Annotated in this window: 12 protein-coding genes; 3 read left to right on the top strand and 9 right to left on the bottom strand. The window is 73.5% G+C overall.

All coding sequences use genetic code 11. The features are described from left to right. Positions 1–4 precede the first annotated feature (4 nt). From ACGFX4_RS21575 to ACGFX4_RS21560, 4 genes are read right to left on the bottom strand one after another with little or no spacing between them, the layout of a single operon-like run. Positions 5–703 (bottom strand): hypothetical protein, encoded by a 699-nt coding sequence (locus tag ACGFX4_RS21575; RefSeq protein ID WP_393076727.1) that lies wholly within the window; start codon positions 701–703, stop codon positions 5–7. Then, entirely contained in the window at positions 700–1215 is a 516-nt protein-coding gene (locus ACGFX4_RS21570; RefSeq protein ID WP_393076724.1) for a hypothetical protein, read from the bottom strand. Before ACGFX4_RS21570 ends, ACGFX4_RS21575 begins: the two co-directional genes overlap by 4 nt. Continuing rightward, the gene (locus ACGFX4_RS21565) at positions 1216–2643 is read right to left on the bottom strand and encodes a putative T7SS-secreted protein (RefSeq protein WP_393076721.1); all 1428 of its coding nucleotides are present in this window, start codon (positions 2641–2643) and stop codon (positions 1216–1218) included. It lies immediately after the preceding gene. Next, entirely contained in the window at positions 2640–2936 is a 297-nt protein-coding gene (locus tag ACGFX4_RS21560; RefSeq protein ID WP_393076718.1) for a WXG100 family type VII secretion target, read from the bottom strand. The genes ACGFX4_RS21565 and ACGFX4_RS21560 overlap by 4 nt, the downstream gene beginning before the upstream one ends. Positions 2937–3058: 122 nt before the next feature. Here ACGFX4_RS21560 and ACGFX4_RS21555 point away from each other — a divergent pair, with 122 nt between their 5' ends. Beyond that, positions 3059–3958 (top strand): sucrase ferredoxin, encoded by a 900-nt coding sequence (locus ACGFX4_RS21555; RefSeq protein ID WP_393076716.1) that lies wholly within the window; start codon positions 3059–3061, stop codon positions 3956–3958. 11 nt (positions 3959–3969) lie between these two features. On the opposite strand, the gene ACGFX4_RS21550 is transcribed toward ACGFX4_RS21555, so the two are convergent. From ACGFX4_RS21550 to ACGFX4_RS21540, 3 genes are read right to left on the bottom strand one after another with little or no spacing between them, the layout of a single operon-like run. Next, complete coding sequence (locus ACGFX4_RS21550) at positions 3970–5034, bottom strand: ABC transporter substrate-binding protein (RefSeq protein ID WP_393076713.1); 1065 nt, start codon at positions 5032–5034, stop codon at positions 3970–3972. 53 nt (positions 5035–5087) lie between these two features. Further along, positions 5088–5948: an ABC transporter permease gene (locus tag ACGFX4_RS21545; RefSeq protein WP_393076710.1), complete on the bottom strand. Its 861-nt coding sequence runs from the start codon at positions 5946–5948 to the stop codon at positions 5088–5090. Further along, complete coding sequence (locus ACGFX4_RS21540) at positions 5938–6756, bottom strand: ABC transporter ATP-binding protein (protein ID WP_393076707.1); 819 nt, start codon at positions 6754–6756, stop codon at positions 5938–5940. Before ACGFX4_RS21540 ends, ACGFX4_RS21545 begins: the two co-directional genes overlap by 11 nt. 166 nt (positions 6757–6922) lie before the next feature. Between ACGFX4_RS21540 and ACGFX4_RS21535 the strand changes: the two genes are divergently transcribed. Next, complete coding sequence (locus ACGFX4_RS21535; RefSeq protein WP_393076704.1) at positions 6923–8554, top strand: ATP-binding protein; 1632 nt, start codon at positions 6923–6925, stop codon at positions 8552–8554. Further along, entirely contained in the window at positions 8554–9243 is a 690-nt protein-coding gene (locus ACGFX4_RS21530) for a response regulator (RefSeq protein WP_393076701.1), read from the top strand. The genes ACGFX4_RS21535 and ACGFX4_RS21530 overlap by 1 nt, the downstream gene beginning before the upstream one ends. 37 nt (positions 9244–9280) lie before the next feature. On the opposite strand, the gene ACGFX4_RS21525 is transcribed toward ACGFX4_RS21530, so the two are convergent. Continuing rightward, positions 9281–10885: a cation acetate symporter gene (locus tag ACGFX4_RS21525; protein WP_393076698.1), complete on the bottom strand. Its 1605-nt coding sequence runs from the start codon at positions 10883–10885 to the stop codon at positions 9281–9283. Continuing rightward, positions 10882–11316 (bottom strand): DUF485 domain-containing protein, encoded by a 435-nt coding sequence (locus ACGFX4_RS21520; protein ID WP_393076696.1) that lies wholly within the window; start codon positions 11314–11316, stop codon positions 10882–10884. Before ACGFX4_RS21520 ends, ACGFX4_RS21525 begins: the two co-directional genes overlap by 4 nt. Positions 11317–11340: the final 24 nt, after the last annotated feature.

Raw genomic sequence — 11340 nt, 5'->3', positions numbered from 1 at the left:
CGGTTCAGCCGAAGGCGGAGGCGATGCGGGCCGCGGACTCGCCGTCCTGCTGGGCGGGGAGGCGGACGGGGGTGTCGTCGCCGAGCAGCCGGACGGTTTCGGCGAGTTCGGACAGCAGGGCGACGTAGTCGGGGAGTTCGGGCAGCGAGGGCGTGGTCAGCGACATCACCAGGAGGGACGAGGCCTCGGGGAGCGGGAGGTAGACGTCGACCTTGGCCATCGGGATCGCGTCGCCGCCGCCGGGCGGGGTCCATTCGACGCCGACGAAGGAGACGACCGCCGGGCCGGCCTCGACCTCGGTGCGGTGGACGTCGGCCGCGGGGTCGAGGGTGAGGACGTCCTGCAGGGTCTGGGCGATCGTTTCGGCGTCGGCCGGTTCGACGGTCTCGCTGCGGATGATCAGCGAGGCGCTGCTGACCCGGTCGTCCTCGGTGGCGACCATGCAGATCCCGGCGTAGGTGGCGCCGTCGGCGGCGGCCGCGTCGGCGATCCCTCCGTAGAGCTCCTGGGTGCTGCGGCGCTGGTAGTCGGTGCCGCCGCACCAGATCTCGGCCGAGATCTCCTCCAGGTGGGCGGCGCGTTCCTCGTCGGTGAGGTGCAGGCCGAGGTCGTGGAAGGCGACCGGGACGACGAAGTCGAAGCCGGTCTCGGGCCGGGGCGCGGTCTCGGGCTGCGGGTCGGTCTCGGGCTGCGGGTCGGTCACGGGGCCGCCCTCCGTTCGGTGGCGGGGGCCAGGGTGATGCCGAACGGGCCGCCGGAGCGGGCGGCGAGGCCGCGCGCGCCGGCGATGGTGTGGATCCGTTCGGCGGTCAGGCCCCGGTAGTCCTTCGGGGAGATGAGCAGGGTGTTGCCCTGGGAGCCGTACCGGAGGTAGGTCCAGCCGCGGAAGCCGGTGCCGCCCTGCTGGTGGCGGCGGTGGGCGCGGAGGGCGATGTCGCACAGCCGGTTCATGTGCCGGTCCCAGCGGCGCTGGTCGGTGCCCCACTCGCGGGCGAACCTGGCCGGGCCGACCCACCGGGTCAGGGGCTTGAAGAGCACCCGGAGCACCTCGGCGTCGAAGGCGCCGTCGGTCAGCAGGTCGGAGGCGGCGATGAAGGGGACGGCGACCAGGCGCAGCAGCAGGTCGAGCGGGACGAGCAGCCACTGCAGGAGGAACCAGAGGATCAGCCCGATCCTGGACCGCGGTCCGGCGGACGGGGTGAGCGGCGGGTACATCTAGTCCCCCCTGACTGCTGCGTAGACGTCGGTGGCGATGCCGGGCAGTTCGGCGGCGGCGAGCGGGCCGCGGGACCACCAGGACATCGGGTCGAGCGAGCCGTCGGCGCGGATCGCGGCCTTGAGGGACGGGATGTCGCGCAGGACGGGCAGTTGGGCGAGCTTGCTGGTCTTGAAGCCTTCGACCAGGGTCGCCTCGGCGGTGGTGGCGACGTGGGTCTGCCAGGCCAGTTTCATCCGGTTGCCGAGGCCGGGCAGGGCCTTGAACTCGGTGACCAGGTCGCTGCCGCGGTCGGCGAGCTGCGTCACCCGGACGGCGCTGCCGCGGGTGGCGTCGGCGATCCCGGTGATGATCTTGCTCTTGCCGACCTCGCGGACCATCTCGGTGCTGGAGCGGGCGCCGTTGACGACCTTGGGGACGAGTTTGGTGGTGACCTTGGCGCCGCCCTTGAGGGCGGTGCCGAAGAACTTGCCGGCGGGCAGGATGCCGAGGCCGTCGCCGACCAGGTCCAGGGCGCTGACGTTGGCGCCGCCGAGCTTCGCCATGCCGTGGGTGGCGAGCGCGCCGACCGACAGGACGCCGCCGGCGAGGGCGAGCGCGCCGGCCAGCGGCGGGCACCAGGCGGTGACCAGGGCGGCGACGCCGAGGACGGTGGAGGCGATGGACAGCCAGTCGCCGATCTTCTTCAGCAGGTCGGCGTGTTTGGTGGCCCACTCCTTGATGGCGTGGCCGGCACGTTTCAGGCCGTCCTTGAGGCGGTCCCAGAGGCTGGTGTCGGGGGCGTTCTGGTTGGCCTTGCGGAGGGCCTTGGCGATCTTGGCGGCGGCGTCCTGGTGGTCCTCCTTGAGTTCCTTCGCGCGTTTGACGATGGCGTCGAAGGCGTCCCGGGCGTCCTCCAGGGCGCGTTTGGCGTCGTCGAGTTCGCCGCCGGCGGCGTCGAGTTCGCGCTGGGCGCCGTCGATCCGGGCCTGGGCCTCCTTCAGCTGGGCGTCGTCGGTGTAGAGGCGTCCCGCCAGGGCGAAGGCGGGCGAGTCGGCGGCCGTGTTGTAGCGGGTGCGGGCGCGGTCCTTGGCCTGCTCGCACTGCTCGCAGCGCTGCTTTGCGGCCTGTGCCTCGGACTCGTAGCGCCGGGCGGTGTCCTGGAAGGACGTCAGCTGGGCCCGCCAGGAGTCGAGTTGCCGGGCGGCCTCGCGGACGGCGTCGTCGCTGTCGCGGAGCAGCTTGGGCAGTTCGCCGACCTTCCCGGCGAAGGCCTGGGCGGCGTCGCCCTGCCAGCTGCTGCCGCGGGTGAGCGAGGAGAGGGTGCCGGAGGCGCGTTCCAGGGCGCCGGCGGCGGTGGTGAGCCGGCCGACCAGCGTCTCGACGTTGCCGGTGTTGCCGGGCGCGGGATCGAACCCGAGGGCGGGGAACTCGGACGCGTCGCTCACGCCGCACCGCCGGAGAAGGCGTCGCGCAGGGCCCGGTCGGTCTCCTGGTAGGCCTTCTTGGTGGCGGTGAGGCCCTCCTCGACCTGCCGGGTGCCGTCGGCGATCTTCTTGATCGCGTCGTCCCAGCTGTCGTGGAACTCGTCGCAGGCGTGGTCGAGCGCCGTGCTGCCGGTGGTCTTCGGGCCGGTGTCGCGCATCGCGTTCAGCGCGGTGCGCAGGTCTTCCTGGCTGCGGTGCAGGTCGGACAGCAGCCGGTCGAGGTCCCCGACCTGGACCGCGAAGTACGTTCCCAAGACTCCCCCATGGAATGGTCAACGTTCGGTAATGCCAGAGCATATCCGTGGGCACACCGACGAAGGCGCCGGGGCGCGGCGGTCGCTGGGGCCGGGGCGCGGCGGTCGCTAGGCTGGGCCGGGTGAGCACGTGTACGACGCTGTCGAGCGAACTGTCCGAGCCGCTGGCCGCCACCGCGGCGACCGCCCCGACCTGGCTGCTGGTCGAGCAGAGCGGGCCGTGGGGCGCGAAGGCGCTGACCGAGAGTCATCTGGAGACCGGGGTCGGGCGGGCGCTGGACGCGGCGGCGGCCGGCACCGGGGTGCGGGTGGCGCTGATCCGGCGGCCGGGCCGGCACGCGGACGCGACTCCGGGCGCCCGGCACGAGGTGGTCGTGGCGCACACCGCACCGGGGCGCTCCTGGGTGCGGCGGCTGTCGGTCGCGGATCCGGCGGAGCTGCTGGCGCTGGACTTCGCGGCGCTGGGCGCGGGCGACCACACCGGGTTCGGCTCCGACCACGTGGGCGGGCCGATCGCGCTGGTGTGCACCAACGGCCGCCGGGACCGCTGCTGCGCGCTGCTCGGCCGTCCGCTGGCGGCGGAGCTGGCGAGCGCCGGGCACAGCGAGGTGTGGGAGGTGACCCACCTGGGCGGGCACCGGTTCTCGCCGACCATGCTGGTGCTGCCGTACGGCTACGCGTACGGGCGGCTCTCGGCGACCGGCGCGAAGGAGGTGCTGGCGGCGACCGCGGCGGGGCACACGGTGCCGGAGTTCTCCCGCGGCCGGTCCTGCTGGGACCGTCCGGGCCAGGCCGCCGAGCAGGCGGTCCGCGAGCTGACCGGCGAGACGGACGCCGAGGCACTGACGCTCCGCCAGACCGACGACGGCGAGGGCTGGTCGGTCGAGGTGGAGCACGCCGACGGCCGCTCCTGGCGGGTGCGGGTGGCGCAGGGCGTCAGCACGCCGGCCCGGCCGGAGAGCTGCGGAAAGGCGCCGGCCACCCCGTCCCGGATGGACGTGGTGGCCGTCGAACCGCGCTGATCGGCCCGTGATCAGCCCTTGGGCGCCTTGCTGACGAACTCGGTGGTGAAGGTCTTCGACAGGTCGATGGTCGACTCCTTGCCCTTGACGTCCGGGTGGAAGGCGCCGAGCACGGCCAGCACGGTCTTCGGGCCGTCGGCGGGCATCACCCCGTCGGTGGTGAACATCGGCAGGGTGGCCTTGATCGCGGCCGCGTACTGGTCGGCGCCGCCCTGCGCGTAGTCGGCCGGCATCTTGGCGGCGATCTCCTCGGGCGTGTGGGTGTTCATCCAGCCCAGGGTCTTCACGAAGGCGTTGGCCAGCTTCTGGACGGTGTCCTTGTTGGCGTTCACCCAGTCGGTGTTCATGTACAGCGAGGACGAGGGGTAGAGCCCGCCGAGCGCGGCCTTCGAGCCGTCCGGGGTGCGCATGTCGTACAGCACCGTGCCGAGGTTCTTGGCCAGGATGTTCGCCACCGTCGGGTCGGTGGTCATGCCGGCGTCGATCGAGCCCTGCTGCATCGCGGCGATGAAGGTCTGCCCGGCGCCGACCGCGATCGGGCTGAACTCGCTGACGCTGACGCCGTTCTTCACCGCCAGGTACTTGGTGAGGAAGTCGGTGGAGGAGCCGATGCTGGTGACGCCGAGCTTCTTGCCCTTGAAGTCGGCGCCGGACTTGATGGCGTCGGCCTGCTTGGCGGAGACCACCTCCACCTCGCCGGGGGCCTGCGAGAACTGGACCACCGACTCGACGCTCTTGCCCTTGGCCTGCAGGTCGATGGTGTGGTCGTAGAAGCCGACCGCGCCCTGGACGTCCCCGGCGAGCAGCGCGGTGGTGGCGTTGACGCCGGCCGGCTCGCTCATCAGCTCGACGTTGACACCGGCCTCGGCGAAGTAGCCGAGCCGCTGGGTGAGCATCGCCGGCAGGTAGATGACCTTGTCCAGGCCGCCGACCATGATCTTGACCTTGGGGCCGCCCGCGACGGTGGCACCGGCCGGGGCCGCACCGTTGTGGGAGGTGGAGGCGGCATCGTTGGCACAGGCGGCGAGCGGGAGGAGCAGCGCGGCGGCGAGGGCGGCGGCGGCGGTTCTGCGCATGGGGGTGGGGCCTTCCGTGGGTGGGGGCGGGGGTCGGCGGGGGCAGCGGGGGGTCAGCGGCCGTCGCCGCTGTCGGCGGGCTTCCAGCGGAAGAGCCGCTTCTCGGCGAAGGTGAGCAGGCCCTCGGTGAGCAGGGCGACGACGGCGAGGATGGTCATCGCGGCGTAGACGCCGGCCGCGTTGAAGGTGCCCTGGGCGGCGGCGACCATCAGGCCGAGGCCCTTGGTGGCGCCGATGTACTCGCCGACGATGGCGCCGATCAGGGCGAAGCCGAAGCTGACGTGCAGGCTGGTGAAGATCCAGCTGGTGGCGGCGGGGATGACCACCTGCAGGGTGACCCGGCGGTTGTTCGCGCCGAGGATCCGGGCGTTGGCGACCAGGTTGCGGTCGACCTCGCGGGCGCCCTGGAAGGCGTTGAAGAACACCGGGAAGAAGACCAGCACCACCGCCGAGGCCACCTTGGAGGCGGGGCCGAGGCCGAACCAGATCAGGAAGATCGGCGCGAGCACGATCCGCGGGATGGCGTTGAGCACCTTGATGTACGGGCCGAGGACGTCCGCCAGGAAGCGGACCCGGCCGAGGGCGATGCCGAGCAGCACGCCGCCGACCACGCCGAGCACCCAGCCGGTGAACGCCTCGTACAGGGTGTAGGCGATCTGCTCGCCGAGCGAGCCCTGCGCGGTGCCGTGGGTGGTCCACTGCCAGATCTGCGCCCAGATCTTCGAGGGCTGCGAGAAGTTGAACGGGTCGATGACGCCCTGCCGGGCGCAGAGCTCCCACAGGCCCAGCACGCCGACCAGGACGCCGGCCCGGGCGCCGTACACGCCGAGCTTCCGGTTGCGGGCGGCCCGTTCGCGGACCTGGGTGCGGGTGGTCGCGGCGGGGGCCGGTGCGACGGCGGTCTCAAGCGGCATGTCCCGCTCCTCTCTCACGGGTGATCCGGACCTCTTCGCCGAGCGAGGCCCAGATCTCGCGGTACAGCTCGACGAAGCGGGGTTCCAGGCGGACGGCCTCGACGGTGCGGGGCCGGGGCAGGTCCACGGTGAAGATCTCCTTGACGGTGGCCGGGCCGGCGGTCATCACCACCACCCGGTCGGCGAGGGCGATCGCCTCGTCCAGGTCGTGGGTGACGAAGACCACCGAGGAGCCGGTGCCGGACCACAGCTCCAGCAGCTGGTCGGACATCAGGGCCCGGGTCTGCACGTCGAGCGCCGAGAAGGGCTCGTCCATCAGCAGGATCTTCGGGTCGTTGACGAAGGTCTGGGCGAGCGCGACGCGCTTGCGCATGCCACCGGACAGCTGGTGCGGGTAGCGGTCCTCGAAGGCGGCGAGGCCGACCCGGGCCAGCCAGTCGCGGGCCAGTTCCCTGGCCTCGGCGGCCGGGACGCCGCGGAAGCGCGGGCCGGCCATCACGTTGGACAGCACGGTGCGCCACGGGAAGACGGCGTCCTGCTGGAAGACGAAGCCGACCTTGGGGTCGATGCCGGTGACCGGCTCGCCGTGCACCCGCACCTCGCCCTCGGTGGGCTCCTCCAGGCCGCTGACCAGGGTCAGGGTGGTGGACTTGCCGCAGCCGGTCGGGCCGACCACCGCGACGAACTCGCCGGGGGCAACGGTCAGGTCCAGGTCGCGGACGGCGGTGTGCAGGGCGCCCGACGGGGTGCGGAACCGCTTGGTCGCGCCGGTCAGTTCGATCGCCGGGGCTGCTCCGGGCAGTTTCATCGGCCACCACCTCCAGGGTCTGTGCTGTGTTTCCGGGAGGTTAGGAGCGCAGGTGGGGGTGGTGGCAGTCTTGTCGGCGTAACGCGGTTTTCGGGCATTGAGGGCTGTTCTGCTCGTTTTGCTTGCGCTACAACTGCGGCGGGGGCTGACGAGGAAGGAGCCCGCGATGCGGCGACCGCACTGGCCCCGGCGGGTCTTCGCCCAGCTGCTGCTGGCCCAGACGGTCGTGACCGTCGGTGTCACCGCGGTGACGGCCGGCCTGTTCCTCGCCCCGGTCAGCCGGGAGCTGGACCGCGACGCGATGCAGCGGGCGCTGTCGATCGCCCAGGTCACCGCCCAGGACGAGGCGATCGCCCGGGCCGCCGAGCAGCGCGACGCGGTGGCCGTGCAGCGCGACGCCGAGCAGATACGGCTGGCCACCGGCGCGAGCTTCGTGGTGGTGACCGACGCGGACGGCATCCGGCTGTCGCACACCGACCCGGCCCGGATCGGGCAGCGGGTCTCCACCGACCCGGAGCCGGCACTGCGCGGGGAGAGCGTCACCGCGATCCAGCAGGGCACGCTGGGCCGCACCGCGCGCGGCAAGGTGCCGCTGCGGGCGGCGGACGGGCGGATCGTCGGCGAGGTGTCGGTCGGGATCAGCGACGACTCGATCCGCCACCGGCTGGCCGACATGGCCGCCGGGATCCTGCTCTGCGCGGGCGCGGGCCTGGCCGCCGGCCTGGCGGCGACCCTGGTGCTGGCCCGCCGGCTGAAGCGGCGCACCCACAACATCGCGGTGGCGGACATCTCGGCGCTGCTGATCGAGCGGGAGGCGATGCTGCACGGCATCCGCGAGGGCGTGGTGGCGCTCGACGCCCGGGGCCGGATCCGGCTCGCCAACGACGAGGCGGTGCGGCTGCTGGCGCTGCCGGACGGCGCGGTGGGCCGGCCGGTGGACCAGGTGATCCCCGCGGGCCGGCTCGCGGACGTCCTGGCCGGGCGGATCACCGGCACCGACCTGCCGGCCGTCCGGGACGACCGGGTGCTGGTGGTCAACCGGATGGCCACCGCGGACGGCGGGGCCGTCACCACCCTGCGCGACCGGACCGAGCTGGAGTCGCTGGTCCGCGAGCTGGACAACACCCGGAGCCTGACCGAGGCGCTGCGCGCCCAGGACCACGAGCACGCCAACCGGATGCACACCCTGCTCGGCCTGCTGGAGCTCGGCCGGCACGAGCAGGCCGCGGAGTTCATCTCCGAGCAGTCCGGTTCGCACGCGGCCGTCGCGGCGGAGGTCTCCGCGCAGGTCCAGGACCCGCACGTGGCGGCCCTGCTGGCGGGCAAGACCGCGGTGGCCGCCGAGCGCGGCGTCCGCCTCACGGTCTCCCCGGACAGCCACCTGCCGGACGCGGCGGTCGACTCGCGGGCGCTGGTCACGGTGGTCGGCAACCTGGTGGACAACGCCCTGGACGCGGCCGCCCCCGGTCCGGGCGGGGCGCTGCCGGCCGGCGAGGTGTTCTACCGGACCCGGCCCGCGGTGCGGGTGGCGCTGCGCGCCGAGGGCGCGGCCCTGGTGGTGGAGGTCGCCGACTCCGGCCCGGGGGTGCCCGCGGAGCTGCGCGGGCGGATCTTCGACGAGGGGTGGAGCAGCAAGCGGGCCCCGGAGCACCGCCCGCGCGGCCTGGGCCTGGCGATGGTCGCCCGGCTGGTCGAGCGGGCCGGCGGCACCGTGGCCGTGGGGGACGACCCGCTCGGCGGCGCCCGGTTCACCGTGGTGCTGCCCGAGGCCCTGCACATCGCACCGGTGGAGGCGTGATGATCGACGTACTGGTGGTGGACGACGACTTCCGGGTGGCCGAGGTGCACGCCGCGTACGTCGCCAAGGTGCCCGGGTTCCGGGTGGTCGGGCGGGCGCACAGCGCGGCCGAGGCGCTGGCGGCGCTGGAGCGGCACCCGGTGGACCTGGTGCTGCTCGACCACCACCTGCCGGACGAGACCGGGCTGGCGCTGGTCCGCCGGATGCGGGCGGCCGGGATCGGCTGCGACGTGATGATGGTGACCGCGGCCCGCGAGGTGTCCACGGTGCACGCGGCGATGCAGCACGGCGCCCTGCAGTACCTGGTGAAGCCGTTCAGCTACGCCGGCCTGCGGGAGAAGCTCACCGGCTACGCCGAGCTGCGGCACACCCTGGCCGGGGCGGCCGCCCGGGAGGCCGGCCAGGACGAGGTGGACCGGATCTTCTCCGCGCTGCGCACCTCCTCCCCCGGCTCGGCCGGCCTGCCCAAGGGCCACTCGGCGCCCACCACCGACCTGGTGCTGGCCGCGCTGCGGCGGGCCGGGCGCCCGCTGTCCGCGCAGGAGGTCGCGGAGGAGACCGGCCTGTCCCGGTCGACCGCGCAGCGCTACCTCAAGCAGCTGGAGCGCGACAGCCGGCTGCGGCTCACCCTGCGCTACGGCGACACCGGCCGCCCGGAGCACCGGTACGTGCTGACGCCCGCGCGCTGAGTCCGGCCCGGGCCGGCGCGGCCCTGGCGGGCGCGGCTCAGGCCGCGCCGGCGCCGGTCAGCGAACGGACCTCCAGCTCGGCGTAGCGGTCCTCGTCCGGTGTCTCGCGGAAGAGCACGGTGCCGAGCCAGCCGGCGAGGAAGCCCAGCGGCACGGAGACCAGCCCGGGGTTCTCCAGCGGGAACCAGTGGAAGTCGACGCCCTGGATCACCGAGGTCTTCGCCCCGGACACCACCGGCGAGAACAGCACCAGCAGCACGGCCGGGACGAGGCCGCCGTACACCGCCCAGACCGCGCCGCGGGTGGTGAAGCGCCGCCAGAACAGGCTGTACAGCAGGGTGGGCAGGTTGGCGGAGGCGGCCACCGCGAAGGCCAGGCCGACCAGGAAGGCCACGTTCATCCGCTGCGCGAACAGGCTGAGCAGCACGGCGAGCGCGCCGATCACCACGGCAGAGATCCGGGCGGCGACCACCTCCTGCTGCTCGGTGACCTCGCGCTCGTCGGAGCGGCGCCAGGCGCGGGCGTACAGGTCGTGCGCGAAGGCGGCGGAGGAGGCGAGGGTGAGCCCGGCGACCACGGCGAGGATGGTGGCGAAGGCGATCGCGGAGATCACCGCGAACAGCACCACCCCGCCGGTCGAGCCGGCGCCGCCGCCCAGGTCGCGGGCGAGCAGCGGCACGGCGGTGTTGCCCGCCGGGTTGGCCTGCCGGACGGCCTTGGCCCCGACCAGGGCGCCGGCGCCGAGGCCGAGCACGATCGCCATCAGGTAGAAGCAGCCGACCAGGCCGATCGCCCAGATCGTGGAGCGGCGGGCGGCCCGGGCGGTGGGCACGGTGTAGAAGCGGCTGAGGATGTGCGGCAGCCCGGCGGTGCCGAGCACCAGGGCCAGGCCCAGGCTGACGAAGTCGAGCCGGCTGACGGTACTCGCGCCGTAGCGCAGGCCCGGCTCCAGGTAGGCCCGGCCGGCGCCGCTGCGGTCGGCGGCGGTGCGCATCAGCTCGCCGAGGTCGCCGTGGAAGCGGACCAGGACCAGCACGGTGAGCAGCAGCGAGCCGGCGATCAGCAGGAACGCCTTGACGATCTGGATCCAGGTGGTGGCGCGCATCCCGCCGACCGTGACGTAGACGATCATCAGGGCGCCGACCCCGACGATGGTCCAGCCCTTGGCCTGGGCGCTGTCGGTGCCCAGCAGCAGGGCGACCAGGCTGCCCGCGCCGACCATCTGCGCGACCAGGTACATCAGGGTGACGACCAGGGAGGCGGTGCCGGCGGCGGCGCGGACCGGGCGCTGGCGCATCCGCAGCGCCAGCACGTCGGCCAGGGTGTAGCGGCCGGAGTTGCGGACCAGTTCGGAGACCAGCATCAGGACCACCAGCCAGGCGACCAGGAAGCCGATGCTGTAGAGCACGCCGTCGTAGCCGTAGAGCGCGATCAGGCCGGTGACGCCGAGGAACGAGGCGGCGGAGAGGTAGTCTCCGGACAGGGCGAAGCCGTTCTGCAGCGGGCTGAAGTCCCGGCCGCCGGCGTAGAAGTCCTCGGCGGCGTGGCCGCGGCGGCCGACCCACAGGGTGATGGCCAGGGTGATCAGGACGACCACCGCGAACAGGGCGACGGCCAGGCCGTGGTGCGAGTGGGCGCTCATCGCAGCTGGTCCTGGGTGTCCCAGCGGAGTTCCAGGGCGGCCCGGTCGCGCTTGGTACGGGCGTTGCGGGCGTACAGCCAGGTCAGCAGGAAGGTGCTGGCGAACTGCAGCAGGCCCAGCACCCAGGCCAGGTTGACCGGGCCGGCGATCTGGCGGGCCATCAGCCGCGGGGCGAAGGCCTGCGCGGTGACGAACAGCAGGTACCAGGTGAGGAAGCCGGCCACGGCGGGGAAGGTGAAGCGGCGGTAGCCGCGCCGGATCTCCTGGAAGGCGTCGCCCGCCTGGACCGCCCGGTAGACCTCGCCGCCGCGGGTCCGTTCGGCGGGACGCGGCGCCGGGACCCGGCGGGTCGCCCGGGCGACCCGGGCGGCCCGGGCCGCGCGCGGGGCCGGCCCGCCGACCCACCAGTCGAACCGTTCCTGTTGTGCCACTGCTTGCTCCATGGTCCGACTGGG

The sequence above is a fragment of the Kitasatospora sp. NPDC048365 genome (assembly GCF_043200835.1).
In the GTDB taxonomy this organism is placed as follows: Bacteria; Actinomycetota; Actinomycetes; order Streptomycetales; family Streptomycetaceae; genus Kitasatospora; species Kitasatospora terrestris.
This window is presented reverse-complemented; position numbering and strand designations above follow the sequence as displayed.

Coding starts and splice junctions, on each gene's coding strand:
- ACGFX4_RS21570 (WP_393076724.1), bottom strand. CDS start 1,215: ATGTACCCGCCGCTCACCCCGTCCGCCGGACCGCGGTCCAGGATCGGG.
- ACGFX4_RS21550 (WP_393076713.1), bottom strand. CDS start 5,034: ATGCGCAGAACCGCCGCCGCCGCCCTCGCCGCCGCGCTGCTCCTCCCG.
- ACGFX4_RS21545 (WP_393076710.1), bottom strand. CDS start 5,948: ATGCCGCTTGAGACCGCCGTCGCACCGGCCCCCGCCGCGACCACCCGC.
- ACGFX4_RS21540 (WP_393076707.1), bottom strand. CDS start 6,756: ATGAAACTGCCCGGAGCAGCCCCGGCGATCGAACTGACCGGCGCGACC.
- ACGFX4_RS21535 (WP_393076704.1), top strand. CDS start 6,923: ATGCGGCGACCGCACTGGCCCCGGCGGGTCTTCGCCCAGCTGCTGCTG.
- ACGFX4_RS21530 (WP_393076701.1), top strand. CDS start 8,554: ATGATCGACGTACTGGTGGTGGACGACGACTTCCGGGTGGCCGAGGTG.
- ACGFX4_RS21525 (WP_393076698.1), bottom strand. CDS start 10,885: ATGAGCGCCCACTCGCACCACGGCCTGGCCGTCGCCCTGTTCGCGGTG.